Genomic DNA, 25,454 nt, shown 5'->3' with positions numbered 1-25,454 from the left:
ACTCCCGGAATTGAATCAGTTCGGGACATCTTGACCTTCACAGCACGCAAAAGAGCCGCCGCAATCCCAAGTATTTCCAGCCCCCCCGTTCACTCGTCCTACAAGGCGGTATTTTTTCGCACAGAATGTAAGGAATCGGCTCAATTGACCCGCCCTGGCCATTGGTACACCGTGCATCGACGGCAACAATCTTCAACCCGATTACACAAGGATGTGCAGGTAATGAGTCAATACATCATCAGGACTTTCGATCATTCGAGCAGCCGTTTCTGCCGGCAGAAACTCATGGCAGCAGGCGGGGATTTCCATGCACAGCCATGAAGCAAGAATGCAGGTGAGTCCGGTTGCCCCCCTCTCCGACAGTCGTACCAGTCAAAAAGCCGAATTCAACAGCTGTACCAAAAACACCGGAGAAACCGTTATGGAACCTCGTGTCACCGAGCTGGAAACCCACCTCAAATACATCCGCCGTGACATGGACGAAGTAAAGGGAGACGTCAAAGCCATCAAACACCGCCTGGCCTACTCCGCAGGTGCCACAGCGGTGGTCCTAGGATTGTTGGGCTGGGTTGCCAACAGTCGCTTCGACCAGCTCGTCACACTGATCAGCCGCTGACGGGCTGAAATGCAGGCTCTCACCGAGCCTGCATTTCAATGATCAGCCGAGAAGTTCACTCAAGGGAATGAAGGGCACCATGTCTCCCCGAGTCAGGGTGCGCCCCTCCTGCACCTCTACCAATCCGTCGGCCCAGGCGGCGCTACGCAGAACACCCGAGCTCTGGTTTCGGTAGATCGTTGCCTGCCCCTGCTCCAGACGTCCCCGCAGGAATTCACGCCGATTGCCGGCCTGTGGCCAGACGAAGCCAGCCGGGACTGGAAACTTGAGTGGCTCGACATCTTGCACCCCCTGACGACGCAGCAGATAGGGCTTGGTCAACAAGGCAAAAGTCACCAGGGTCGACGCCGGATTGCCGGGCAAGCCGATAACCGGAACACCACGGAAATGACCAACAGTCAAAGGCTTCCCTGGCTTGATCGCCAGCTTCCACAGTGTCAGCTCACCGTCTTCCCTCAGCGCAACGCCGAGGAAATCCGCGTCCCCAACCGATACGCCACCGGTCGACAGTATCAGGTCGGCTTTTTTGAGCTCCCCAAGACGTGCGCGGGTGGTGGGCAAGTCATCCGGAAGAATCCCGGCATCCAGCACTTCACAGCCCAAACGCTGCAGCCAGCTGCACAGCACCACACGGTTACTGTTGTAAATCTGTCCCGGGCCCAGTGCCGCTCCCGGTTCGACCAACTCATCGCCAGTGGACAGCACCGCCACGCGGATCTTGCGGATCACATCAAGGCCGGCGCAGCCCAAAGACGCAGCCAACCCTTGCTCGATCGGACCGAGTCGGGTTCCCGCGGACAGAATCAGTTCGCCGACAGTGGTTTCCTGCCCCTGCGGGCGGATGTTCTGCCCGGACACCATGGACTCGATGAACCGCACGCGTTCGTCGGCCTCGATGACCGCGTTTTCCTGCATCTCGACGCAATCGGCGCCCGACGGAACGGGGGCGCCCGTAAAGATGCGGGCGCAGGTGCCCGGCTCCAGCGGTTCAGGCGCCTGACCGGCAAAAATCTTCTGACTGACCCGCATCGGCTCACCGGTCCAGTCGGCCAGGTTCAAGGCATAACCGTCCATGGCACTGTTGGGCCATGGCGGCAGATCCAGTGTCGAAACCAGATCCTGCGCCAGCACCCGCCCCTCGACCTGCGCCAATGGCAGATACTCGGATTCAATAATCCGCGAGGCGTCCGCCATTTCCAGCAGACACGCCAAGGCCTCCTCGACCGGTATCAGGCTGCCGGTCTTGCCAGGCTTACCCGCGGGATTCACAGGGAACTGCCTGTTTCAGATGAGGGACGAAATTGCACGGACGATGTCGCGAATCCAGTTGCTCGGCCAGGATGCCATCCCAACCGGTACGAACCGCATTGGTCGAGCCCGGCAGGCAGCAGACCAGCGTACCGTTGGCCAACCCCGCCAATGCCCGGGATTGCACAGTGGAGGTGCCTATATCGGCAACCGAAATCTGGCGGAACAACTCACCAAAACCATCGACTTGCTTGTCCAGCAGGCACGCAACAGCTTCGGGTGTACTGTCGCGACCCGTGAAGCCCGTGCCCCCAGTGATCAGCACCACTTGCACGACGTCTTCGGCAATCCAGTGGGCGACTTGCGCACGGATTTTGTACAGGTCATCTTTGAGCAAAACCCGCTCCGCCAGGTTGTGGCCGGCAGCCGTCAAACGGTCGACGAAGACCTGGCCGGAGGTATCGGTTTCCAGGGTACGGGTGTCGCTGACCGTCAGTACCGCAATATTGAGCGGTGCAAAAGGTACATCAGCCTTGGCTTTCATAGGCTCATCCAGTTGTAGGAGAAACAGCCCGGTGTTATATCACAGCGCCCCATTTTTTCGCCGAACCTGCGGAGAGTTGCCATGACTTCCAATACCCGATTGCCGCCCTGCTCTGTCCTGTTGCTGGCCGGCGGACGCGGCCAGCGCATGGGAGGTCAGGACAAGGGACTTATTGAATGGCACGGGGAGCCTCTGATCGCTCATTTGCAGCGCAAGGTTCGTCCGCTGACCGACGACCTGATCATTTCATGCAACCGCAATCGCGAACGCTATGCACCTTTCGCCGATCAATTGGTTGTGGATGACGAAGAAGGCTTTCCCGGGCCGTTGGCCGGCATCCGGGCTGGCTTGCGAGCAGCCCGCCACACCCATCTACTGGTGTTGCCTTGCGACGTACCGCGAATCGATGGCCCCCTGTTACAAAGCATGCGCGAGACCGCCAGCCTGCACCCTGAAAACCCTCTGATGCTACGTCACGACGAGCACTGGGAACCGCTGCTTTGCGTGATTCCCGCAGCGCTTCTGCCCGCATTCGAAGAGGCCTGGCACGAGGGGGAGCGCAGCCCTGGCCGGCTCATGCGCAGCCTTGGCGCTCAGGCCCTGATTTGCCCGGACAACGACCCGCGGCTGGCCAATCTCAATACCCCGGAACTGTTAAGCTCTCATAACACTGTGTCAGACTGACCGCATTCAAGGAACTCTCACGCCTTGCATACGTCTACAAGTTCAGTAACCAAAAGAATTCCCTTCGGAGACAAACACATGACTCAACGGACTCTCGCCACTTTCATGCTCGCTCTGGGCCTGGCCACCCTCGCCGGTTGCGCTTCGCCAACGGTGATTACCTTGAATGACGGTCGCGAAATCCAGGCCGTCGACTCGCCTAAATTCGACAAGGATTCGGGCTTTTACGAATTCGAACAACTGGACGGCAAGCAGACTCGCATCAACAAAGATCAGGTTCGCACCGTAAAAGAGCTGTAAGCGACGCCAGATACAGAAAAGCCCGCATGATGCGGGCTTTTTCGTGGGCGGGAGAAAGTGGTTGGCGCTATTGATCACCAGTCCAGCGTGATCCGGCTTTCAAATTCGCGCGCCTGACCTGTGACCGGATCAATGAACCGCAAACCCTGCGCCAGAAGTTTGAGTGGGTTGGCGTAATCATCTTCGACGTCCTTCAGTACCTCGGGATAGAACGGATCGTTGCAGATGCTCGCGCCCAGCGCCGTCATATGCACCCGCAACTGGTGTTTCTTGCCGGTCACCGGGTACAGGCCATAACGCCAGAGGTCACCGTTCCTTTCCCGCACTTCCACTGCTGTTTCGGTGTTGCTGACACCGGGACTTTCCTGCATGCGGAAAAAAGGCTCGCCATCGACCATGCGGCTCTTGTGCACCAATGGAAAATCCAGCCCCGGCAATGCAGCAGCGATGGCTTCGTAGCGTTTTTCGATTTGCCGTGTCGGGAACAATGACTGATATGCCGAACGCGTCTGCGGATTGGCCGAAAAAATCACCAACCCGGCGGTGTGCCGGTCAATCCGGTGCAGCGGCACCAGGTGCGGATTGTCCAGTCGACGAATCAACCGGCGCAGCAGCGTTTGCTCCACGTACTCACCCGCTGGCGTCACCGGGAGGAAATGGGGTTTGTCGGCAACAACCAGATGATCGTCCGCATAGAGAATCGACTCGACCACCGGAATAGGCTTTTCGTCTGGCACTTCGCGAAAGTAATGGATGCGCAGGCCTTCCTTGTAAGGCAAGTCGAGCGCAATCGGCTGGCCTTCACCATTCAGCACCCGGCCTCGGGCAATACGGTCCAGCCATTGATCGCGTCCGATGGCACCGAAGTGATCACACAGACAATCGAACACCGTCTCCCAGTCGCCGGGAGGCAGATAAAGCGTACTGGCCTGATTCTGTGCGGCGGAAAAAGTAGATGTGCTGGACATACGGAGAACTCGAACCCTCAAGGCAGAGCGGCATTATCCAACACGGGACGCAGCAGACCTAGCGCAGAATCAGGCGGAGATCGATTTGAGGGCCGCCGCCTCGGTGAATTCCTTCAGCCAGCGCAATACATCGACGGCCTCCCAGCGACCCGGATCGTACAAGGCGTACAGCAAGCCCTGATAACCCACCACATCCAACTGCTTGTGATAGCCGGCGCGCTGGAATAACGCCTCGATCTCGGCAAAACAGGTATTGAAATGCAGCTTGTTGAACGGCGTCTTGCCTTCCGTGACCAGACCGTCCAGGCGCAATTCGTGGACGGCTTCGCGCACCACGTCAACCGACATCCGGTTCACGCTGCTTTTCAACTGTTCGACATTGACCACGGTTCATCCCTCTGACGTACTGGCCACCGTGCTCATCGCCCAAAAAAGGACACCGCACGACGAGCCCACTCAATTACTGTATGAACATACAGTAACCGAATAAACCCCAGAGTGCCAAGGATCGATGACCATCGCGATGAATGGCCAGGTCGGAACAATGAAGAGGGAAAAGGCTAACGCAGGAATGCCACAACCTGATCGGCACTGAACGGCCAGCTCATTTCCGCCCCGGTATCGACCCGGCGCAGCACAGGGATCCGCAGACTGTAGGCCTCGAACCAGGACTCATCGTCAGCAATGTCCACCAGTTCCACCAGCAGGCCATGCTCGACAAACGGCATCAGCTCGGCTTCAGCGACTTCACACAGATGGCACCCCAGGGTGCCGAACAACTGGCATTCAGGAAGCATGCGCGTTCAATCCCAAAATTTGATTGGCCATTTTAGGCCTGACCTGTGAACCCGTCGACCCATCAGAGGCTTCAAGCCTTTGAGTGGTTTTATCCTCGCAAAACCCTGACTCAAATCAGCCCGCACAAATGCGTTTTCCACCATGCTCCGGTGTTTTTTGCCTCTACGCTTGAAGAGCCTGCCCCTGCCGCCGGAGTGTTTTGTGTTTGCCAACCTGTTGATCATTCTTGCCTCGTCCCTGGTGATGATTGCCCTGTTCCGCCGCCTGCGCCTGCCACCGGTGCTGGGCTACCTGTGCGTCGGGCTGATGGTCGGACCGAAGGCGTTCGACTGGATAAACGAGAGTGAACACCTGCCGGACCTTGCCGAGCTGGGCGTGGTGTTTCTGCTGTTTTCCCTGGGGCTGGAATTCTCCCTGTCAAAAATGATTGCCTTGCGCCAAGTGGTTTTCCGTCTGGGCAGCCAACAGGTGCTGATCAGCACAGCGCTGCTGGGAAGCGTACTGATGCTACTGGGCATGCCCCTCACCCCGGCGCTGCTGCTCGGCGCAGGTCTTTCACTTTCATCCACGGCGATCGTCACCAAGGAACTGGGCAGCCTCGGCGAAATCTTCAGCAGCCACGGCCAGAACGCGGTGGGGGTCCTGTTGTTTCAGGATGTGGTGGCCGTGTTGTTGCTGACGCTGGTGCCCGTCTTCGCCGGTAGCAGCGATCAAGCCTGGTATTGGGCGTTGCCGCTGACACTGCTCAAGACGGTTGTGCTGTTCATCGGCTTGCTGCTGGCCAGTCGCTGGCTGTTGCCGCGTCTGTTTCAGGAGGTGGCGGCATCGCGTTCGGCCGAACTGTTCGTGCTGTTGGCGCTGGTGATCGTGTTGCTCACGGCGTGGTTGACCCACCTGCTCGGCCTGTCCCCTGCCCTCGGCGCCTTCCTGGCCGGCATGCTGCTGGGGGAGAGTCATTACCGGCATCAGATCGAAGCCGATATCCGACCGTTCCGCGACATTCTGCTCGGCCTGTTCTTCGTCAGCATCGGCATGCTGATCGACCTGCAACTGTTCGCCAGCCACAGCCTGCTGATTCTCGCCATGACCCTGGGATTGCTGGTGATCAAGGGCTCAGTGGTGGCGCTGCTGGTGAAATGGCGCGGCAACGACAATGAAACCGCGTGGCGCAGCGGCCTGGCACTGGCTCAGGGCGGCGAGTTCTGTTTCGCCCTGATGGCGCAGATGCAGCAAAACCGGCTGATGCCTGCCGAACTCGGCGCGCTGCTCCTCGCTGCAACGTTCTGCTCGATGCTGCTGACGCCGCTGATGTTGCGCGCAGCCCCGCGCATCGCCGCCGCCCTGCACCGCAAACCCAATCAGGAAGCACAGATCGAGCAGATCAGCGCCCTCAATGCCGGCCTCGACCAACATGTGGTGATCTGTGGTTACGGTCGTGTCGGTCAATCCATCGGACGCTTCATGCGCAATGCCGGGCAAACCTACATCGCGCTGGACAACGATCCGGTGCGGATACAGGAAGCCGCCACCGTCGAACGCGACGTCCACTACGGCGACTCAACACGCGGCGATCTGTTGACCGCCGTCGGTTTGCTGCGCGCCAGGTTGCTGGTAATTGCCGTGGATCAAGCCGACGTGGCCTTGCGGATTCTCAAGGAGGCCCGGCGCCTCAACCCGAAAGTGCCGATCCTGGTGCGTACCCGGGACGACAGCCAGTCGGCCGAGCTGAAAGCAGCCGGCGCCAGCGAGGTGGTGCCGGAACTGCTGGAATCGAGTCTGATGCTCGGTTCACATGCCTTGGTTCTGCTGGGGTTTCCTGGGCACCAGGTGCAGGCGAAAGTCGATCAGGTGCGCGCTGACCGTTATCGCCTGCTTCACGGCTTTTACCCCGGAGCCGCTGATGAAGAGACTTAGTCCTGACTCACCGCGCCGATCTTGTGCAGCGACAGGTCCGCGCCGTAATACTCCTGTTCCTGACTCAGGCGCAGGCCATGCAGCGCCTTGATCGAACCGTATACGGCAAACCCGCCGGCCAGGGCCACCACTACGCCCAATGCGGTGCCGATCAACTGGCTGATCAGGCTGACGCCGCCGAGCCCGCCCAACGCGGTCGAGCCGAAGATCCCGCAGGCGATGCCACCCCACACGCCACACAAGCCGTGCAACGGCCAGACACCCAGCACGTCGTCAATCCGCCATTTGACCTGCGCCGCCGTGAAGCACCAGACAAACAGGGCACCCGCGATCCCACCGGTCACCAGCGCACCCACCGGATGCATCAGATCAGAGCCGGCACACACCGCCACCAGACCGGCCAACGGGCCGTTGTGCAGAAAACCCGGGTCATTGCGCCCGACGATCAACGCCGCCATCGTACCGCCCACCATCGCCATCAACGAATTGACCGCCACCAGGCCACTGACGCCCTGCAGGGTTTGCGCGCTCATCACGTTGAAGCCGAACCAGCCGACGATCAGGATCCACGAGCCCAGCGCCAGAAACGGAATGCTCGACGGCGCAAATGCCACCAGCCGGCCATCGCGATAGCGCCCGTTGCGCGGACCCAGCAACAGCACCGCCGCCAAAGCCAACCACCCACCCATGGCGTGAACCACCACGGAGCCGGCGAAATCATGGAAGGATGCGCCGAACTGCGCCGCCAGCCAGGCTTGAAAGCCATAGTTGCCGTTCCAGATCATGCCCTCGAAAAACGGATAGATGAACGCCACGATCAGCGCCGTCGCGCACAATTGAGGAACGAACCGCGCCCGCTCGGCGATGCCACCGGAAATGATCGCCGGAATCGCCGCCGCAAAGGTCAGCAGGAAGAAAAACTTCACCAGCCCGTAACCGTGATCGGCACTGAGCACCGACGCCGGTTGCAGGAACGTCACCCCGTACGAAATCCAATAGCCTATAAAGAAATAGGCCAGGGTCGACACCGCGAAGTCGCTGAGAATCTTCGACAGGGCGTTGACCTGATTCTTCTGGCGAACCGTTCCAACTTCTAGAAAGGCGAACCCGGCGTGCATGGCCAACACCATGACCGCACCGATCAGAATGAACAACGTGTTGGAGCTATGAACGAGCGTATCCACAGCGCTTTGCAGATTTTCCATGAAGAGGCAGACCCAAGGCTGAAAAAGGCACCAAAGCGGTTCATGCAGACATTTCATGCACCAAGTTGCAACCGCGCAGTCACCGATGCACTCGTCCGGCGAACCGCTTTGGCGCACAAGGTCGATGTCCTGATATGAACCCGTGTCATCCGGGCTATGATTTCCCGGCTTCGCGCTCGGCAACAGCGCACTGCTACCGATGGACGCACCACGACATAGCAAAAGACATACCAGTCATTTGTACTGAACCTTCACGCAAGGCTCATACTCGAAAGTTTCAGAAAGCCGCTTAAGACAGCCACTTACGGAGATCCCCAATGGCCAGCATCAAGGCAAAGACTGCTCAAGAAATCCTGATGAACGACTTCCAGACCCTGGTCAGTGACACCGAACGGTTGCTGGAACACACCGCCACGCTGGCCGGTGATCAGGCTGACGAATTGCGCGAACAGATCCACGAAAGCCTGCTGCGCGCACGAGAAACCCTGAAGCTGACCGAGGACACCCTGCGCGAGCGTGGTCAGGCAGCGGTCACCGCTACTGAAGACTATGTATCGGCCAACCCGTGGCAATCGGTGGGTATCGCGGCGGGCGTGGGCTTTCTGATTGGCCTGCTGGCCACGCGGCGCTGATCATGTCGATCGGTGAATCCGGCCCGACTTCGGGCACCACTTCCTCCACGCGGCGCCTGGGCGCAGCCGTCCTCGGTCTGTTGCACAGTCATGTCGAACTGTTCGGCATCGAACTGCAGGAGCAGAAGGCGCGCACCGTCAGCCTGTTGTTGTTCGCAGGTCTGGCGCTGGTGTTTGCATTGCTGTTGCTGGTCGGCCTGTCGACACTCGTCCTGATCGTGTTCTGGGACACGTACCGTCTCGCCGCAATCATCGGCCTGTGCGTGTTCTATACCCTGGCGGCTATCTTCTGTGCGCTGCGTCTCAAGGCTGCGATCTTCGATGAGTCCTCACCCTTCCACGGCACTCTGCAAGAGCTGGCCAACGACCGGGAGCGCCTGCTGCCATGAGCCTGCCTGAACTTCCGCACAACAGCTCTCGTCGGGAAATGCGCAAGGCCCTGATCCGTCTGCGCATGGAAATGCATCGTCAGGAAATCCGTCATGAAGCCGGCCAGGTCCTGCAACCCTTGCAACGCATGCGTGGCATGACGCAAAACCTGCAAGGTGGTTTTGGCATCAAGCACGCGCCGTTGTGGGGCGTGGCAGCCGTGACGCTGCTGGGTTTCCTCACCGGCAAAGGCGCTAAAAGCGGGGGCGTCGGCGGTCTGAGTCGGTTGATCCGCCTCGGCACCAGCCTCGCTCCGCTGATCAAACTGGTGATGCAAAATTCCAGCAAGCGCTGAGCTACACATCTGGCTGCATTCTTGCAGTGCTGGCGGGATTGAACCTCTTCATCCGGAGATTCAATCCCGCTTGCCTATCTGGCCGGCAGGATCCAGAACAACAACGACCAAGGAGGCCCCGTGATCGACGGGCAACCGCTCGCCTGCTTTCAGCCTTTCATCGATACCGCCACCGGACGCATTGCAGGGGTCGAAGCGCTGGGTCGTCTGCGCCAGGCGCAGGGGCAACTGACATCGGTGGGGCCGCTGTTCGCCGATCCACGAACGCCAGCCACCGCGTTGCGCCGCCTCGACCGGCAGATTCGCGACAATGCGCTGAGCCGATTGCACGAAGCGCCGCCGGACTGGTTTCTCAGCCTGAACATGTCGCCGCGCTGGATCAGCCGTCTGCGCGCCGATCAGGCGCTGCCGAGTTTCAAACAACTTGCCCGGCATGGGGTCAACCCGCAGCGGATTGTCTTCGAGATCACCGAGTTGGGCGGCAACAGCCAGCGACTGTCTGAAGTGGTCGCGCGCTATCGCGATGCCGGGGCGCGAATCGCCATCGACGATTTCGGCGCTGGGTACTCACAACTTGATCGTGTGCTTGCGTTGCAACCGGACATTCTCAAGCTCGACATGCGCCTGTTCCAGGCCGCTGCCCTCGGCGGACCCAGCAGTGATGTGGTCAAGGCGCTGGCACAGATGGCGGAAAAAACCGGCTGCTGGATCATCGCCGAAGGGGTGGAGACCGAAGCGCAGCTGAATTTTGCGCTGGAGTGTGGCTCGCGTTACGTACAGGGTTTTCTGTTCGCCCGGGCGCAAGAGGCTTTTTTTGCGACGGATGCCTTCGTCCAGCGCTTCGCTGAACTGCGCCAATCCTATGTGAAGCAGAAACTCACTGAGCGCGGCAAGTTGATGTCGATGCGTCAACAGCTCGGCGAATTGATGACGATCCTGCAGACCTGGGCCCAGGCTCGCGCGCCGCTCAGCGCCTTGCCGCAACTCGATGCCTTTCCGTGGTTACTGCGGTTTTATCAGTGCGACCGTCAGGGCACACAACTGACGCCGAATCTGGAATGGCGCCAGAACGCTTGGGTCGCCGACAACCGCTACCTGGGCCACAACTGGTCGTGGCGCCCCTACTTCTATCACTTGCTGGCAGAGGGCTGGGAAGAACGCCGACTGACGCTTTCCAACACCTACCGCGATGCCACCAGCAACCAGTACTGCCTGACCGCCGGACAGTTTTTCGACAATGGCGAACGCCTGCTGTTGATCGACATCGACGCCGCCGGGCTGTAGTTGCGCTTGCAGACACACGCTCGAACCGGGAAGCTAGGGCACCAGTCACCCGACGGAGAGAATCAGCCTTGGATTGGCAAACCCTGCTCAACCGCGAACGTCTCGGTAAGCCGCTGCACAGCCCGCAAGAACTCGGCCGCAGCCCGTTCCACAAAGACCATGACCGCATCATTTTCTCTGGTGCCTTTCGCCGTCTGGGCCGCAAGACCCAGGTGCATCCGGTGTCCAGCAACGACCACATCCACACGCGCCTGACCCATTCGCTGGAAGTCAGTTGCGTCGGTCGTTCGCTGGGCATGCGCGTCGGTGAAACCCTGCGCCGTGCCCTGCCCGAATGGTGCGAGCCGAGCGATCTGGGCATGGTCGTCCAGTCCGCCTGCCTGGCCCATGACATCGGCAATCCGCCGTTTGGCCATTCCGGTGAAGACGCCATTCGTCACTGGTTCCAGCAGGCTGCCGGGCGCGGTTGGCTGGATGCGATGAGTGACGCCGAGCGCGGTGACTTCCTGAATTTCGAAGGCAATGCCCAGGGCTTCCGGGTCCTCACGCAACTGGAATATCACCAGTTCGACGGCGGCACTCGACTGACCTATGCGACCCTCGGTACCTACCTCAAGTACCCGTGGACCGCGCGTCACGCCGACTCCCTGGGTTACAAGAAACACAAGTTCGGTTGCTATCAGAGCGAGCTGCCACTGCTGGAGCAGATCGCCCACAAACTGGGACTGCCGCAACTCGAAGAGCAGCGCTGGGCGCGCCATCCACTGGTTTATCTGATGGAGGCCGCAGACGACATCTGCTATGCACTGATCGATCTGGAAGATGGCCTGGAGATGGAGCTGCTGGACTACGCCGAAGTCGAGTCGCTGCTGCTGGGTCTGGTCGGCGATGATTTGCCGGAAACCTATCGACAGTTGGGTCCGCAGGATTCACGCCGACGCAAACTGGCAATCCTGCGGGGCAAGGCCATCGAACACCTGACCAATGCCGCCGCCCGGGCCTTCGTCGAGCAACAGGACGCACTACTGGCCGGAACGCTGCACGGGGACCTCGTGGAGCATATGCACGGCCCGGCCAAGCGCTGTGTGCTGAATGCAAAGGACATCGCCCGCCGCAAGATTTTTCAGGACAAGCGCAAGACTCTCCATGAGATTGGCGCTTATACGACGCTGGAGATACTGCTCAATGCGTTCTGCGGTGCCGCCCTGGAACAACACAACGGCCGTACGCCGTCGTTCAAGAGCCGCCGAATCCTCGACTTGCTGGGCAACAATGCACCGGATCCGCACGGCCCGTTGCACACATCGTTCCTGCGCATGATCGACTTCATCGCGGGCATGACTGACAGCTACGCCAGTGACATGGCCCTGGAAATGACAGGGCGCTCCAGTCATTGAAGCATCGCCGTCCGACCGGTCAGACATTGATCGGTCGGACACGTACTTCGTCCAAAACAGGATTCAAAAAGCGCTCCTGGTGAATATCACGACTTCTCTCTGATACCTATGTTCGATTTTCGCGACGAGCCGCCAACATAAAAAACGAAATTCATGATGACTGACAAACATTAAACAAACTTGCTTTTCAGCCATATACCGCCCGCCACTGAACAAGTGCAATTGACGAAGCGCCCCCTCTACCTACGTTAAAACTAGTTAACACGTAGTCTTATTCTTCTTTGTTTGTAGGACTAATCCTAGATTGCCACTAAGGTCCTGTCGGTTCATGCGACCGCTCATCCATCTGAGCTAAGGTGCGCCCTTTCTTCGTGCTCGCATGGGACTTTATTATGAACTCCGTTTTTATTGTCGACGATCACCCGGTTATCCGTCTTGCCGTTCGAATGTTGTTGGAACATGAAGGTTACAAGGTCGTCGGTGAAACCGACAACGGGGTCGATGCCATGCAAATGGTTCGCGAATGTGCTCCCGATCTGATCATTCTCGACATCAGCATTCCAAAGCTGGACGGCCTGGAAGTCCTCGCCCGCTTCAATGCCATGAGTTCCCCGTTCAAGACGCTGGTTCTGACCGCACAGTGCCCGACATTGTTCGGCATTCGTTGCATGCAGTCCGGCGCGTCGGGTTATGTCTGCAAACAGGAAGACCTCAGCGAACTGGTCAGTGCCATCAAGGCTGTTCTATCCGGTTACAACTACTTTCCCAGTCAGGCATTGAACCCGGTTCGCAGCGATGATGTGCGCTACACAGAGCTGGAACTTTTCAAAGCCGTCAATGACCGGGAATTAATGGTATTGCAACTATTCGCTCAAGGTCGCACAAACAAGGAAATTGCCAAAGGCATGTTCCTCAGCAACAAGACCGTCAGTACTTACAAAAAGCGTCTGATGCAGAAACTCAAAGCCAAATCCCTTGTAGAACTTATCGAAATGGCCAAACGTAACGCACTCGTGTGAGAGCAAACATGCCCAGCCGTTTAAAGAACTGTCTGATTGTACTGAGCACCTGCCTTGGGTTAAGCGCTCATGTAACTGCCACGCCCGTCACCTCACAAGACTTGACCTTGCTCAGCCGCTCGACTGCCAAGTTGTTGCCAGTCTTGCTGGATCATTCACAACGGGATTGGTTGCACAATCGCAATGAGCTGGTTCTAGGCACATCCGCTCCCGACTATCCGCCTTTCGACATGACCGCCAGCGGTCGCGACTACGAAGGCTTCACGGCCGACTACGCGGGGCTCATTGGCCAGACAACCAGCCAGCCGGTCAGGGTCAAGCGCTTTGCCACACGAGACGCCGCGATACGTGCATTGATCGATGGCAGCATCGACATGCTCGGCACGTCCAACGGGCTGGAGGCGGAAAACGCCAACATCGTGCTATCCAGCCCTTACGCCATCGACCAACCGGTATTGGTCACCCGCACGGGCGAAACCCGGTCACTGAGCGAAGGTCTGGCCGGTTTGCGACTGAGCATGCTGTATCACTATCTGCCGCTGGACGAGGTCAAGGCCCTGTATCCCAAGGCCCTCATCACGTCCTATCCGTCTTACCAGAACGCAATCAACGCGGTCGCTTTCGATCAGGCGGACGTGTTTCTCGGCGACACCATTTCCACCCACTACATGATCAGCAAGGGTTATCTGAACAACATCCGCATGGCGAACTTCGGCAAGCACGAAGCCCACGGTTTCAGCTTTGCCGTGCGGCGCGACAATCCTCAACTGCTGGGCATCATCAATAGCGTGCTCAAGGCCGTCCCGAGCAGCGAGCGGGAAAACATCGCCAAACGCTGGAGTATCGGCAGCGACACCTTGCTGACCGACCAGAAACTGCAACTGACCTACCGGGAAGAACAATGGCTGAAAAAACACCCGGTGGTAAGCGTGGTCGTCAACGAGGCGTTTGCTCCCCTAACGTTCTTTGACACGGATGGAAATTTTCGCGGCATCAGCGCAGACCTGCTCGAACTCATCCGCTTGCGCACCGGTCTTCGCTTCGAAGTCCGCCGTAGCCGCAGCGACGCCGAGATGATCAAACAGATCGAAAACCATCAGGCCGATCTGGTCGCCGCCCTGCTGCCTACCGCTCAGCGGGAGGAAACCCTGAAATTCAGCCGCCCTTATCTAGAAAACTCCTACGTCTTGTTGACCCGCAAGGCCGCCGACAGTCCGACACATCTGGGGCAGCTCAAGCGCAAACGGCTGGCCATCGCCCAAGGCAATCCGATGATCGAGTACCTGCGCCGGGAATTTCCCCGTATCCAGTTGATCGAGACCCCGGATACCTACAGTGCAGTGGCATTGCTTGACGAAGGTCAGGTCGAGGGCGCGGTGAACTCGCTGGTGATCGCCAACTATTTCATCGCTTCACACATCTTCGAACAGCCATTGCAGATCACCACCACGATCGGCACGCGGCAGGCAGCCTTTTCCCTGGCGACAGCGCGGGACAACGCGGAACTGGGCTCGATCATCGACAAGACACTGATGAGCATAACGCCCGAAGAACTGGGCATCATCAATGGGCGCTGGCGGGGTTATTCAAGCCTGTCGCAAGGCACCTGGCACCAGTACCGGCGCCTTTTCTATCAGGTTATCGGGGGAGCCGGCCTTCTCCTTCTGCTGTCACTGTTCTGGAATGCCTACATGCGCCGCCAGATCAAACAACGCCAATCGGCCGAACGTGCCTTGAACGATCAACTGGAATTCATGCGTTCGCTGGTCAATGGCACGCCCCATCCGATTTATGTGCGTGATCGACAAGGCCTGCTGCAGAGTTGCAACGACAGTTACCTCGAGGCCTTCAATGCCAAGCGAGAAGATGTCATCGGCAAAACGGTGATGGACGGTGCACTCAACAACGCTTTCGAAGCCAGGGTGTATCAGGCCGACTATCGACGGGTCGTGGCTGAGGGCAAGCCGCTGGTGCTCGACCGGCCATTGCATATCGGCAACCGGCGCCTGACGATCTATCACTGGATTCTCCCGTACCGCGATTCCAGCGGTGATGTACAGGGGATCATTGGCGGTTGGATCGACATCAGTGATCGTCATGAACTGCTCGACGAACTGCGCGCCGCCAAGGAACGGGCAGATGATGCCAACCGGGCGAAGAGCACTTTTCTGGCTAGCATGAGCCACGAAATCCGTACGCCGATGAACGCAGTGATCGGCATGCTCGAGCTGACGCTCAAGCGTATGGATAAAGTGCATCCGGACCGCTCCAGCATCGAAACCGCCTACAGCTCGGCCAAGGACCTGCTGGGGTTGATCGGCGACATACTGGATATCGCCCGGATCGAATCCGGGCGCCTGAGCCTGAGCCCCGAGCGGGTCAACCTCATCGATACCGTCGGCTCGGTGGTCCGGATCTTCGAAGGTCTGGCCCGGCAGAAACGGCTGACCCTGGCGGTGAACGTCTCCCCTCCAGAACTGAACGTCGACGTGCACCTGGACCCTTTGCGCTTCAAGCAAGTGCTGTCAAACCTGATCAGCAATGCCATCAAGTTCACCGAAAAAGGCCAGGTCAGGATCACGCTGGAACTTCTGGCCAGCGACGTTCCCGAATGCTCACAGCTGCAGTTGACTGTTCAGGACAGCGGCATCGGTGTCTCTGCCGATGATCAGCGGCGTCTGTTCGAACCGTTCGCCCAGGCCCATCAGGGCAAGGATCGGGCAATCAGTGGCGCGGGGCTGGGACTGGTCATCAGCCGCAGCCTGTGCGAAATGATGGGAGGTCAACTGCAACTGAGCAGCCAGCCAGGGATCGGTACACAAGTGAGTGTGTCGCTGCCACTGCCCATACTGCCCGCAGAAGCGACAATTGCGAAACACGAACCGCAGATCCAGACGGCCCTGACACCGCTGAACGTTCTGGTGGTCGACGATCACCCGGCCAATCGCCTGCTGATGTGCCAGCAACTGGAGTTCCTCGGCCATCACTTCAGCATCGCCGAGGAGGGTCAAAGCGCACTGGAACAATGGAAAAACGGTGCATTCGATCTGGTCATCGCCGATTGCAACATGCCCGTCATGAACGGCTATGAACTGACCCGTGCGATCCGTCGCTACGAAAGACTCATGCAGCGCCCGACCTGTACCGTGCTCGGATTCACGGCCAATGCACAACCCGAAGAGATTCTTCGCTGCAAGCAGGCTGGCATGGACGAGTGCCTGTTCAAGCCCTTGAGCCTGAGTGTCTTGAGCCAGTGGATCGACAGTGTCCAGCCCGTGCTCCATACACCCGCGCTCATTGCGCCTGCATTCAACCTGCAAGGGCTGCATTCGCTGACCGGAGGTAACCCGGTCCAGACTCAGCGGCTGCTGACTGAACTGCTCAACAGCAGTCGTCTTGACCGTAAGGATCTGCAGGCGTTATCCCCCGGGCGGGATGACCACGCTCTGGCCGAGATTGCACACAAGATCAAAGGTGCCGCGCGCATCGCCCAGGCAGCCCGTCTGATCGACAGTTGTGACGCACTGGAACAAGCCTGCCTGCAAGCCTTGCCAACGGACGAAATCGAGCGCCGCTGCGAGGCCAGCAGTTCCGCCATCCTTGAACTGGAAAAAGCACTGGAGCAGCAACTGACGCTGACCAGCAGAGCGGAATGATCGGGCCTTAACTATGCTTGGGCGCTGAGCAGTGTGTTTACCAACACGGAGAGTCCGCAATGCCCAGCCCACTGCGCCAGGATCAACGCCGGTTCCCTTTGCACGTGCACATCAGTGTCATGTTCACCTTTCTGCTGTTGCTCACCGGGGTCGTGCTGGGGCTGTTCAACTACCGGCAGACCACACAGATCATTCTGTCGAGCAGCGAAAAACTGTTCGAGCGCATCGAGCAGGATGTACGCGTCGACCTGCAATCGACCTATGCGCCAATCCGGCACCTGCTGAGCCTGCTCGCGGACAACCCCGGGACTCAGGCCTCAACCCTCGAACAACGCCTGACGCTGCTCAAGCCGTTCAGCCAGTCACTGACGGACAACCCGGACTTGGCCTCGTTGTATCTGGGTTACGACAATGGTGATTTCTTCATGGTGCGCCCCTTGCGTACCGCGTCACTGAGAACCTTGCTGAAAGCTCCGGATGCTGCGGCGTATCAGGTCTGGAGCATCGAACATGACGCCAATGGCAGCGCCAGATCGCAATCGCTGTTCTTCGATCAGGCATTGTCAGCGGTCGGACGTCACGACAATCCGGACGATGTCTACGACCCGCGCAACCGCGCCTGGTACACCCGCGCACAGCAACAGAACGAACAAATCACCACCGAACCCTATGTGTTTTTTTCCACCCACAATGTCGGCACGACCCTCGCCCGGCGCAGCAGCGCGCACGCGGTGATCGCCGCCGACCTGACCCTCGACGCGCTGTCGGCGACCCTGACCAAACATGTTGTGACGCCAGCAACGGAAATTGTCCTCTTCGACGCCGAAGGCAACGCCGTAGCGTACCCCGACAGCAGCCGGCTGATCGTCGATGACCGTACCGCGCGCCTGGCCAAGGCAGCCGACCTGAGCCCTAGTCTGCATGCCCTGCTGTCTACCGATCATCAGGGCAAACGCCTGAAAGCTGACGGGCGACGCTGGATCGTCGCCCGCAGCAGCCTGCAGGAAGGTGGCCCGAAAGGTTTGCAGATGGCCTTGCTGGTGCCGGAAGACGAGTTACTGGTCGATGCCTATCGCATGCGCTGGCAAGGTGCGCTGATCACTCTCGCCACCCTGTTGCTGTGCCTGCCGCTGGGCTGGCTGATTTCGCGGATTCTGGTCAAGCCGCTGCATGCACTGGTCAAGGAAGCCGATGCCATCCGCAGCTTCGATTTCAACTTTCCCGTGACCCGTCGCTCGCCGGTGCTGGAGGTTGACCAGTTGAGTCTGTCGATGGCGCGGATGAAAGACACCTTGGCCAGCTTCTTTCGCATCACCGACAGCCTGACTGCCGAAACTCGCTTCGCCCCGCTGCTGCAACGAGTGTTGTTCGAAACGGTGCAAATTGCCCAGGCCCAGGCAGGCCTGATCTACCTGCGCGAAAGTGATGGCAATCGCATGGAACCTTACGGGCTGGTGGTCGACGGCACTTCCCGGCCGCTGGCAGTGTTCGATATTCAAGGCCACAACCTTGATACCAAGCAGGGTCCGGCCTGGTTCGAGCAACTGGCGCATGCCGACAACGTGGTCAGCAACCTCGGCTTCGAACAGGCCGCCGACCTGCAAAAGGTCCTGTTGGCCATGGACACGCCGCGCGTCCACCTGATCGGGATCCGCCTGCACAACCAGCACAACGAAACAATCGGTCTGCTGGTGCTGCTGATCAACGACAGCGGCACCCCCGCCGACCTGGAGAAGCTGCGGCCCGACCGCATCGCGTTCCTGCAAGCGGTGTCCGGTGCGGCGGCGGTGAGTATCGAGAGCCAGCGTCTGCAAGCCCGGCAAAAACAACTGCTCGATGCGTTCATTCAACTGCTCGCCGGCGCCATCGATGCCAAGAGCCCTTACACCGGCGGGCATTGCCAACGCGTGCCGGAACTGACCCTGATGCTCGCCCACGCCGCAGCGGCCAGCGACGCCCCGGCCTTCAGCGACTACCAACCCTCTGAGGATGAATGGGAAGCCTTGCACATCGCCGCGTGGCTGCACGATTGCGGCAAAGTCACAACGCCGGAATACGTCGTCGACAAAGCCACCAAACTGGAAACCCTTAACGATCGCATCCATGAAGTCCGCACCCGCTTCGAAGTGCTCAAGCGCGATGCCTGGATCAGCTATTGGCGAGCCATGGCATCGGGTGGCGACGAACGACAACTGGCCAGCCTGCGCGACGCGACGCTGACAGAGCTGGATGATGATTTCGGTTTTGTAGCCCGCTGCAATCTGGGCAGTGAGGCCATGGCCGACGCCGACCTTCAGCGTCTTGAGGGCATAGCGCAGCGCACCTGGACACGCACGCTGGATGATCGTCTGGGCGTGTCCTGGGAGGAAAACCGGCGTCAGGCGCGCACATCGCCCCCCCTCCTGCCCGTCAGCGAAAAGTTACTGGCCGACAAGCCCGAACACCTGCTCGAACGCGCTGACAGCGAACTGATTCCAGAAGACAATCCGTGGGGGTTCAAACTCGACGTCCCACGCTACAAATACAACCGTGGCGAGCTGTACAACCTGAGCATTCCTCGCGGCACTTTGACCCGTGAAGAGCGTTACATCATCAACCATCACATGGTGCAGACGATCCTGATGCTCAGTCACTTGCCCTTCCCCGGGCACCTGAACAACGTCGCGGAAATTGCCGGTGGTCATCACGAGAAAATGGACGGCACCGGTTACCCGAAACGTTTGAAACGCGAGGAAATGAGTCTGCCGGCGCGGATGATGGCGATTGCCAATATCTTCGAAGCGCTGACCGCCGCCGACCGCCCCTACAAAAAGGCCAAGACCCTCAGCGAGGCGCTGGGAATCATGGCCACCATGTGCCGCGAGGCGCACATCGATGCCGAGCTGTTCAGCCTGTTCATCCGCGAAGGCCTGTATCTGCAATACGCCAGCCGTTTCCTCGACCCGCAACAGATCGATGCGGTCGACCCTGACGGCGTGCTGCGCAAGGCGGGCCTTGCGGCTTGATCAGCAGTCGGTCAGGCGCAGGAAGATCGCTGCCAGTTGTTCGATACCGGCTTGATCCTCTGCACCGAAACGCGAAAGCTTCGGGCTGTCGAGGTCGAGTACGCCAATCAGGCGACCGTCCTTGACCAACGGCACCACCAGTTCACTGTTCGACGCGCTGTCACAGGCGATGTGGCCGGGGAATGCGTGAACGTCTTCGACCCGTTGTGTCTGCAGACTGGCCGCCGCCGCGCCACACACACCGCGACCGAACGGAATGCGTACGCAGGCGATCTGGCCCTGGAACGGGCCGAGCACCAGCTCTTCGTTGCGATTGAGGTAGAAACCCGCCCAGTTCAGGTCATCGAGCTGGTTGTACAGGAACGCCGAAAACTGTGCGGCGTTGGCAATGAAATCGCGCTCGTCCGCCAGCAGCGACTCCAGTTGTGCGGCCAACATGCCATAGCCCTCGAGACCCTGGCCGCTTTGTTGCAAATCAATCATGCCTTGTGCTCCAGCAATTTCAGTCCCACCCAGTAACGGGCGAATTGGTACGCGCAACGTCCGTTGCGGTTGCCACGGCCGGTCGCCCAGCGCACGGCGAGAATGTCCAGTTGTTCGTCGCGCTGCCAGCTCAGGCCGGCCTTGGCGGCCAACTGGCCGATCCAGTGTTCGACGACGTTGAGGAAATGTTCCTGAGTGAACGGATAAAAAGACAGCCACAGGCCGAAGCGATCCGACAGGGCGATCTTGTCTTCCACCGCTTCGCTCGGATGCAGTTCGCCATCGACGCGCTTCCAGTTTTCGTTGTCGCTTTCCTTTTCCGGCACCAGATGGCGACGGTTGGAGGTGGCGTACAGCAACACGTTGTCCGGCGCCTGCTCCAGCGAGCCGTCCAGCACGCTTTTCAGCACCCGGTAATCGCCTTCGCCGGATTCGAACGACAGGTCATCGCAAAACAGCACGAAACGTTGCGGCAGTTTGCCGATCTGCTCCACCACACGTGGCAGGTCGGCCAGGTGATCACGTTCGATCTCGATCAAGCGCAGACCAGCCTTGGCGTGCTCGGCCAGCAGCGCCCGCACCAACGAGGATTTCCCCGTACCGCGCGAACCCCAGAGCAAAGCATGGTTGGCCGGCATGCCGTCGAGAAACTGCTGGGTATTTCGGCCCAGTTGCTCCAGTTGTCGATCGACACCGATCAAGTCCGAAAGACGCATGTCGAGGCTGACTTCCAGCGGCAGCAGATACCCGCTGCGACCGTCACGCTGCCAGCGTGCGGCCAGGCAAGTGCCCCAGTCGATGACCGGGCGTGGCGCCGGTAGCAGCGGTTCGATCCGCGCCAGAACCGACTCGGCGCGCTCAAGAAAAGCATTCAATCGGGAATCCACGTCTTCTCCTCGGGCTGGTTCACAGTAATGATGGCAATACAGCGACAACCGATAGCGTTCGACACCCGCCCGGCGCCTTGTTACAAGGCGATTCGGGAACCACGGTATCCATACATGATCGACTATGCTTGAGCAGCGAAGGGAAACGGAAGTGGTTCAACACCCCATGGATATCAAATTCACCCACCGGCTGTCGTACAAACAGGCCCGGCTTACCGTGCTGGTCGGGTTCATTCTGGGCACGCTGCTCAGCCTGCTGCAAATCGGCATCGATTATGCCAGTGAAGACGCGTCCATCAACCGTGAAATCCTGTCTTTGCTGGAAATCAGCCATAACCCGGCCTCGCGTATCGCCTATAACATCGATGCCGAGCTGGCCCAGGAACTCACGTTGGGCCTGCTGCGCTCGCCGGCGATCATCTCCGCACAACTGACCGACAACAATCAGACGGTACTGGCCAGCGTCAAGCGCCCGGAACTGCAAAGCGGATATCGGTTGATCAGCGACTTTCTGTTCGGCGCCAAACGCGAGTTTGAAGATCGGCTCTATCTCGACCACTTGCCCAACGAATCCCTCGGTACCCTGAGCCTGGAGGTCGACACCTATGCCTTCGGCAGCCGCTTCCTGCGCCGGGCCGAAGTCACGCTGCTCAACGGCTTTGCCCGCAGCCTGATCCTGACCGGCATCCTGCTGGCGCTGTTCTACGTGATGCTGACCAAGCCACTGGTGCGGGTGATCCGTGAACTCAGCGGGCGTGATCCGCGCAGTGCCGAACCGACCACTCTTGAATGTCCGAGTGGACACGCCAACGACGAGATCGGCGTGCTGGTGAAGGTCGCCAACCAGCAGTTCGAAAACATCGCTACGGAAATCCAGCAACGGCGCACCGCAGAAAACCGTCTCACCGACTACCTCGCTCAACTCGAAGACATCGTGTCGGCACGCACCGCTGAACTCAAAGCGATCAACGCCCGCCTCAGCCAGTCCAACGAGGAACTGGAGGTCGCCCGCAGCACCGCACTGGACATGGCCGAGGCGCGCTCGGCGTTCCTTGCCAACATGAGCCACGAGATCCGCACCCCGCTCAACGGCTTGCTGGGCATGATCGCGCTGTCCCTCGACGGCCCGCTCAACGGCGAACAACAGCAACAACTGTCCATTGCCCACGACTCGGGCAAAGTGCTGGTGGAGTTGCTCAACGATATTCTCGACCTGTCGAAGTTCGATGCCGGGCAACTGGAACTGGAGCACATCCCGTTCGACCTCGGCTCGCTGATCGAAGACACCGCCAACCTGCTGTCGCAGAACGCGGCGCCAAGCGTGGAGCTGACGTGCCTGATCGATCCGCACTTTCCGGCGCTGGTGCTCGGAGACCCGACACGGGTGAGGCAGATCGTCAGCAACCTGCTGTCCAACGCCCTGAAGTTCACCCGTTTTGGTCGGGTCGATGTGCGTTTGTCGACCTGGAAGGATGGCGTGCGCATCGAGGTCTGCGATACCGGCATCGGCATCGCCCAGGAAGCCCAGGTGAAGATTTTCCAGCCCTTCACCCAGGCTGGGGCCGGCATCACCCGCCAGTACGGCGGCACCGGGCTGGGCCTGGCCTTGACCTACAACCTGTGCGAGGCCATGCAGGGGCGCCTGACGATCAGCTCCGAAGTCGGTTTCGGTAGCCAGTTCTGTGCCGAACTGCCGCTGCCCTGCCACACCCGCGCGGTCATCCCGGCCCCGTTGCATGGCAGCGTGCTCGCCATCACCACTGCCGCCAGCGGCCTTTCAGAGCTGCTGGGCAGTCTGTTGCCGGTCTGGGGCCTGTCGTACGAACAGCGCACGATTGAAGCGTCACTCCTCGGCCCGTCGCCGGACATCATCATCACCGATTGCCCCGAATGCCTGTTTGGCCTGCGGCCGACCATGACGGCACCGATTCTGCTGGTGACGGCTTACGGCAGCTTCATGCCGGGCGAAGAAGCTGCGGCACTTGCTCCGCTTCAGCAACAGGCTCGTCCTCTGGCACGCAACGCGCTGTATCAGAATCTGCGCAGAACCCTGCAACCGGACATCACCACCATCGACCGTGCACGGCTTGAAAGCGTGCCCTCTCAACGTCGCGGGCGGGTGTTGCTGGTGGAAGACAACCCGGTCAACCAACTGGTGGCCAAGGGCATGCTCGGCAAACTCGGTTGCGAGGTAGTAGTGGCGGCCCATGGCGCAGAAGCACTGGATCAACTGGAATACCACGAGTTCGATCTGGTGCTGATGGATTGCAACATGCCGGTGATGGACGGTTACGAAGCGAGCCGGCAGATCCGTCAGAGCGGTCGCTGGCCGCACTTGCCGATCGTGGCGTTGACGGCCAACGCCATGTCTGAAGAACGCGAACGCTGCCGCGCGGCAGGCATGAGCGACTATCTGGCCAAACCGTTCCGCCGCGAAGAGTTGGCAGCGCTGCTGGATCAGTGGATACCGACTACGACAGCGCTTTGATTTGCCCCAGCAGATGATCAAGCCCGGTGCGCAGCTCGTTGAGCCGATCCAGGTCCACACCACTGTCGCACAGCAGGCGATCCTTCAACGGCCCGACCTGCTCGCGCAACGCCTGCCCCTGAGGCGTGAGGCTCAGATGAACCTCACGCTCGTCCCGCGCCGAGCGTTGACGCTGCACCAGTTGCAGTTGCTCCAGACGCTTGAGCAGTGGCGTCAGCGTCCCGGAATCCAGCGCCAGACGCTCGCCCAACGCCTTGACGGTCGGCTGCTCCGGTGCCGCCTCCTGCCATTCCCACAACACCAGCATCGCCAGGTATTGCGGGTAGGTCAGGCCGAGCTGATCGAGCATCGGCTTATACGCACGAATCACTGCCCGGGACGCGGCGTACAGCTTGAAGCACAACTGACTGTCGAGCTTCAGCGCATCGGCTGACAGTTCGTTCATTTGAGCAGTGCTTCGATCTCGCGGCTCAGATCCTGCGGCTTGGTGGCCGGAGCGAAGCGCTTGACCAACTGGCCGTCCTTGCCGATCAGGAATTTGGTGAAATTCCACTTGATGCCCTGGGAACCCAGTACACCCGGCGCAAGCTTCTTCAGCTGTACGAACAGCGGATGCGCACCGTTACCGTTGACTTCGATCTTCTTGAACAGCGGGAAGCTGACACCGTAGTTGAGCTCACAGAACTCGCTGATCGCCCCCTCGTTGCCGGGCTCCTGCTTGCCGAACTGGTTGCACGGAAACCCCAGCACCACCAGCCCCTGATCCTTGTAGCTCTGCCACAGCTCCTCAAGGCCCTTGTATTGCGGGGTGAAACCGCACTTGCTGGCAGTGTTGACCACCAGCACCGCTTTGCCGGCGAAGTCGGCCAGGGTCTTTTGCTCACCCTTGATGGTGGTGCACGGGATGGTCAGCAGGTTATCGCTCATGGTGCGCACTCTGGAAAGTTGAGAAGCTGTGAAAATAGCGAGCAATTGAATTGTGTGCAATTCAATTATCAGAAAGGCGATCCAGGGATCGCCCGCATCGGCTATTCGCGTGGCACCAGATCCAGGCACACCGAGTTGATGCAGTAACGCAGACCTGTCGGCGGCGGGCCGTCGGGGAACACGTGCCCCAGATGCGCATCGCATCGGGCGCATTTCACTTCGGTGCGGATCATGCCATGGCTGATGTCGCGGATTTCGGTCATGGCGCTCTCGCCGATCGGCGCGTAGAAGCTTGGCCAGCCGCAACCGGAGTCGAATTTGGTGCTGGAGTCGAACAACGGCTCATTGCAGCAGACGCAGTGATAGACACCGTCAGTCTTGGTGGCGTTATATTTGCCCGAGAACGGTCGCTCGGTGGCACTGAGACGACACACGTTGTATTGCTCCGGGTCGAGCATCGCGCGCCATTCTTCCAGGGTCTTTTCTATCTTTTCCATCATCACACCTCAGCGGCTGAAAAAGCCCGATCTGTACCTTTTCCACGGATCGGGCGGCACGTATGATTGCGCCTCGTCACACGCCAGTCTGGCAGCGGGATCCTGCGCATTCAAACGGATTGTTGGAAACCGCCGCTCAAGACGCTTGCCTGTGTGAAGACGCAGGATTCCCAGCACG

At 59.5% G+C, this 25,454-nt stretch carries 24 protein-coding genes; 13 read left to right on the top strand and 11 right to left on the bottom strand.

Annotation, left to right across the window (positions count from 1 at the left end):
- Positions 1-307: 307 nt before the first annotated feature.
- Complete coding sequence (locus JJN09_RS18175; RefSeq protein WP_249482925.1) at positions 308-616, top strand: hypothetical protein; 309 nt, start codon at positions 308-310, stop codon at positions 614-616.
- A 42-nt stretch (positions 617-658) separates the two neighbouring features.
- On the opposite strand, the gene glp is transcribed toward JJN09_RS18175, so the two are convergent.
- Both glp and moaB read right to left on the bottom strand, forming a co-directional pair.
- A complete protein-coding gene (gene glp / locus JJN09_RS18170; protein WP_249482924.1) occupies positions 659-1,885 on the bottom strand; it encodes a gephyrin-like molybdotransferase Glp in 1,227 nt (408 codons plus the stop codon).
- On the bottom strand, positions 1,869-2,408 hold the full coding sequence (gene moaB, locus JJN09_RS18165; RefSeq protein ID WP_249482923.1) for a molybdenum cofactor biosynthesis protein B: 540 nt from the start codon (positions 2,406-2,408) through the stop codon (positions 1,869-1,871). The genes glp and moaB overlap by 17 nt, the downstream gene beginning before the upstream one ends.
- Positions 2,409-2,489: 81 nt before the next feature.
- Here moaB and mobA point away from each other — a divergent pair, with 81 nt between their 5' ends.
- Both mobA and JJN09_RS18155 read left to right on the top strand, forming a co-directional pair.
- Entirely contained in the window at positions 2,490-3,092 is a 603-nt protein-coding gene (gene mobA, locus JJN09_RS18160) for a molybdenum cofactor guanylyltransferase MobA (RefSeq protein WP_249482922.1), read from the top strand.
- Between the two features lie 78 nt (positions 3,093-3,170).
- Positions 3,171-3,392 carry a YgdI/YgdR family lipoprotein gene (locus JJN09_RS18155; protein WP_157711524.1) on the top strand — a complete coding sequence of 74 codons (222 nt, stop codon included), beginning with the start codon at positions 3,171-3,173 and terminating at the stop codon, positions 3,390-3,392.
- Positions 3,393-3,466: 74 nt separating this feature from the next.
- On the opposite strand, the gene JJN09_RS18150 is transcribed toward JJN09_RS18155, so the two are convergent.
- From JJN09_RS18150 to JJN09_RS18140, 3 genes are all read right to left on the bottom strand, one after another.
- Positions 3,467-4,360 (bottom strand): pseudouridine synthase, encoded by an 894-nt coding sequence (locus tag JJN09_RS18150; protein WP_249482921.1) that lies wholly within the window; start codon positions 4,358-4,360, stop codon positions 3,467-3,469.
- Positions 4,361-4,429: 69 nt separating this feature from the next.
- Positions 4,430-4,747 carry a transcriptional regulator gene (locus tag JJN09_RS18145; protein ID WP_249482920.1) on the bottom strand — a complete coding sequence of 106 codons (318 nt, stop codon included), beginning with the start codon at positions 4,745-4,747 and terminating at the stop codon, positions 4,430-4,432.
- Positions 4,748-4,920: 173 nt separating this feature from the next.
- Positions 4,921-5,157: a glutaredoxin family protein gene (locus tag JJN09_RS18140; protein WP_249482919.1), complete on the bottom strand. Its 237-nt coding sequence runs from the start codon at positions 5,155-5,157 to the stop codon at positions 4,921-4,923.
- Between the two features lie 202 nt (positions 5,158-5,359).
- Between JJN09_RS18140 and JJN09_RS18135 the strand changes: the two genes are divergently transcribed.
- Entirely contained in the window at positions 5,360-7,072 is a 1,713-nt protein-coding gene (locus tag JJN09_RS18135) for a monovalent cation:proton antiporter-2 (CPA2) family protein (protein ID WP_249482918.1), read from the top strand.
- On the opposite strand, the gene JJN09_RS18130 is transcribed toward JJN09_RS18135, so the two are convergent.
- Positions 7,069-8,277, bottom strand: coding sequence for an ammonium transporter (locus JJN09_RS18130; protein ID WP_249482917.1), 1,209 nt, complete (start codon positions 8,275-8,277; stop codon positions 7,069-7,071). The genes JJN09_RS18135 and JJN09_RS18130 overlap by 4 nt on opposite strands.
- Before the next feature lie 317 nt (positions 8,278-8,594).
- Here JJN09_RS18130 and JJN09_RS18125 point away from each other — a divergent pair, with 317 nt between their 5' ends.
- From JJN09_RS18125 to JJN09_RS18090, 8 genes are all read left to right on the top strand, one after another.
- Complete coding sequence (locus tag JJN09_RS18125; protein WP_197869093.1) at positions 8,595-8,909, top strand: YqjD family protein; 315 nt, start codon at positions 8,595-8,597, stop codon at positions 8,907-8,909.
- A 2-nt stretch (positions 8,910-8,911) separates the two neighbouring features.
- Positions 8,912-9,298, top strand: coding sequence for a phage holin family protein (locus tag JJN09_RS18120; protein WP_249482916.1), 387 nt, complete (start codon positions 8,912-8,914; stop codon positions 9,296-9,298).
- Entirely contained in the window at positions 9,295-9,633 is a 339-nt protein-coding gene (locus JJN09_RS18115; RefSeq protein ID WP_249482915.1) for a hypothetical protein, read from the top strand. The genes JJN09_RS18120 and JJN09_RS18115 overlap by 4 nt, the downstream gene beginning before the upstream one ends.
- 120 nt (positions 9,634-9,753) lie before the next feature.
- A complete protein-coding gene (locus JJN09_RS18110) occupies positions 9,754-10,917 on the top strand; it encodes an EAL domain-containing protein (RefSeq protein WP_249482914.1) in 1,164 nt (387 codons plus the stop codon).
- A gap of 68 nt (positions 10,918-10,985) precedes the next feature.
- Positions 10,986-12,314: a deoxyguanosinetriphosphate triphosphohydrolase gene (locus tag JJN09_RS18105; protein WP_249482913.1), complete on the top strand. Its 1,329-nt coding sequence runs from the start codon at positions 10,986-10,988 to the stop codon at positions 12,312-12,314.
- Between the two features lie 392 nt (positions 12,315-12,706).
- On the top strand, positions 12,707-13,333 hold the full coding sequence (locus tag JJN09_RS18100; RefSeq protein WP_096821086.1) for a response regulator transcription factor: 627 nt from the start codon (positions 12,707-12,709) through the stop codon (positions 13,331-13,333).
- A gap of 8 nt (positions 13,334-13,341) precedes the next feature.
- The gene (locus JJN09_RS18095; protein ID WP_249482912.1) at positions 13,342-16,989 is read left to right on the top strand and encodes a transporter substrate-binding domain-containing protein; all 3,648 of its coding nucleotides are present in this window, start codon (positions 13,342-13,344) and stop codon (positions 16,987-16,989) included.
- Positions 16,990-17,048: 59 nt separating this feature from the next.
- Complete coding sequence (locus JJN09_RS18090) at positions 17,049-19,994, top strand: HD domain-containing phosphohydrolase (RefSeq protein ID WP_249482911.1); 2,946 nt, start codon at positions 17,049-17,051, stop codon at positions 19,992-19,994.
- On the opposite strand, the gene JJN09_RS18085 is transcribed toward JJN09_RS18090, so the two are convergent.
- Both JJN09_RS18085 and JJN09_RS18080 read right to left on the bottom strand, forming a co-directional pair.
- A complete protein-coding gene (locus JJN09_RS18085) occupies positions 19,995-20,477 on the bottom strand; it encodes a GAF domain-containing protein (RefSeq protein WP_249482910.1) in 483 nt (160 codons plus the stop codon).
- The gene (locus tag JJN09_RS18080; RefSeq protein WP_096821083.1) at positions 20,474-21,364 is read right to left on the bottom strand and encodes an ATP-binding protein; all 891 of its coding nucleotides are present in this window, start codon (positions 21,362-21,364) and stop codon (positions 20,474-20,476) included. Before JJN09_RS18080 ends, JJN09_RS18085 begins: the two co-directional genes overlap by 4 nt.
- Before the next feature lie 166 nt (positions 21,365-21,530).
- Here JJN09_RS18080 and JJN09_RS18075 point away from each other — a divergent pair, with 166 nt between their 5' ends.
- On the top strand, positions 21,531-23,852 hold the full coding sequence (locus JJN09_RS18075) for a response regulator (protein ID WP_249482909.1): 2,322 nt from the start codon (positions 21,531-21,533) through the stop codon (positions 23,850-23,852).
- Here JJN09_RS18075 and JJN09_RS18070 read toward each other — a convergent pair.
- The 3 genes from JJN09_RS18070 to msrB form a co-directional block, all read right to left on the bottom strand.
- Positions 23,836-24,297, bottom strand: coding sequence for a MarR family winged helix-turn-helix transcriptional regulator (locus tag JJN09_RS18070; RefSeq protein ID WP_249482908.1), 462 nt, complete (start codon positions 24,295-24,297; stop codon positions 23,836-23,838). The genes JJN09_RS18075 and JJN09_RS18070 overlap by 17 nt on opposite strands.
- A complete protein-coding gene (locus JJN09_RS18065) occupies positions 24,294-24,779 on the bottom strand; it encodes a glutathione peroxidase (RefSeq protein WP_249482907.1) in 486 nt (161 codons plus the stop codon). The genes JJN09_RS18070 and JJN09_RS18065 overlap by 4 nt, the downstream gene beginning before the upstream one ends.
- A 101-nt stretch (positions 24,780-24,880) precedes the next feature.
- On the bottom strand, positions 24,881-25,276 hold the full coding sequence (gene msrB, locus JJN09_RS18060; protein ID WP_249482906.1) for a peptide-methionine (R)-S-oxide reductase MsrB: 396 nt from the start codon (positions 25,274-25,276) through the stop codon (positions 24,881-24,883).
- Positions 25,277-25,454 lie beyond the last annotated feature (178 nt).

The organism is Pseudomonas sp. HS6, assembly GCF_023375815.1.
Taxonomy (GTDB): Bacteria; Pseudomonadota; Gammaproteobacteria; order Pseudomonadales; family Pseudomonadaceae; genus Aquipseudomonas.
This window is presented reverse-complemented; position numbering and strand designations above follow the sequence as displayed.

Bases quoted from the DNA above. Each gene is read 5' to 3' on its own strand.
- JJN09_RS18175 (WP_249482925.1), top strand. From the start codon at position 308: ATGCACAGCCATGAAGCAAGAATGCAGGTGAGTCCGGTTGCCCCCCTC.
- moaB (WP_249482923.1), bottom strand. From the start codon at position 2,408: ATGAAAGCCAAGGCTGATGTACCTTTTGCACCGCTCAATATTGCGGTA.
- mobA (WP_249482922.1), top strand. From the start codon at position 2,490: ATGACTTCCAATACCCGATTGCCGCCCTGCTCTGTCCTGTTGCTGGCC.
- JJN09_RS18155 (WP_157711524.1), top strand. From the start codon at position 3,171: ATGACTCAACGGACTCTCGCCACTTTCATGCTCGCTCTGGGCCTGGCC.
- JJN09_RS18150 (WP_249482921.1), bottom strand. From the start codon at position 4,360: ATGTCCAGCACATCTACTTTTTCCGCCGCACAGAATCAGGCCAGTACG.
- JJN09_RS18140 (WP_249482919.1), bottom strand. From the start codon at position 5,157: ATGCTTCCTGAATGCCAGTTGTTCGGCACCCTGGGGTGCCATCTGTGT.
- JJN09_RS18130 (WP_249482917.1), bottom strand. From the start codon at position 8,277: ATGGAAAATCTGCAAAGCGCTGTGGATACGCTCGTTCATAGCTCCAAC.
- JJN09_RS18125 (WP_197869093.1), top strand. From the start codon at position 8,595: ATGGCCAGCATCAAGGCAAAGACTGCTCAAGAAATCCTGATGAACGAC.
- JJN09_RS18120 (WP_249482916.1), top strand. From the start codon at position 8,912: ATGTCGATCGGTGAATCCGGCCCGACTTCGGGCACCACTTCCTCCACG.
- JJN09_RS18115 (WP_249482915.1), top strand. From the start codon at position 9,295: ATGAGCCTGCCTGAACTTCCGCACAACAGCTCTCGTCGGGAAATGCGC.
- JJN09_RS18100 (WP_096821086.1), top strand. From the start codon at position 12,707: ATGAACTCCGTTTTTATTGTCGACGATCACCCGGTTATCCGTCTTGCC.
- JJN09_RS18095 (WP_249482912.1), top strand. From the start codon at position 13,342: ATGCCCAGCCGTTTAAAGAACTGTCTGATTGTACTGAGCACCTGCCTT.
- JJN09_RS18090 (WP_249482911.1), top strand. From the start codon at position 17,049: ATGCCCAGCCCACTGCGCCAGGATCAACGCCGGTTCCCTTTGCACGTG.
- JJN09_RS18085 (WP_249482910.1), bottom strand. From the start codon at position 20,477: ATGATTGATTTGCAACAAAGCGGCCAGGGTCTCGAGGGCTATGGCATG.
- JJN09_RS18075 (WP_249482909.1), top strand. From the start codon at position 21,531: ATGGATATCAAATTCACCCACCGGCTGTCGTACAAACAGGCCCGGCTT.
- JJN09_RS18070 (WP_249482908.1), bottom strand. From the start codon at position 24,297: ATGAACGAACTGTCAGCCGATGCGCTGAAGCTCGACAGTCAGTTGTGC.
- JJN09_RS18065 (WP_249482907.1), bottom strand. From the start codon at position 24,779: ATGAGCGATAACCTGCTGACCATCCCGTGCACCACCATCAAGGGTGAG.
- msrB (WP_249482906.1), bottom strand. From the start codon at position 25,276: ATGGAAAAGATAGAAAAGACCCTGGAAGAATGGCGCGCGATGCTCGAC.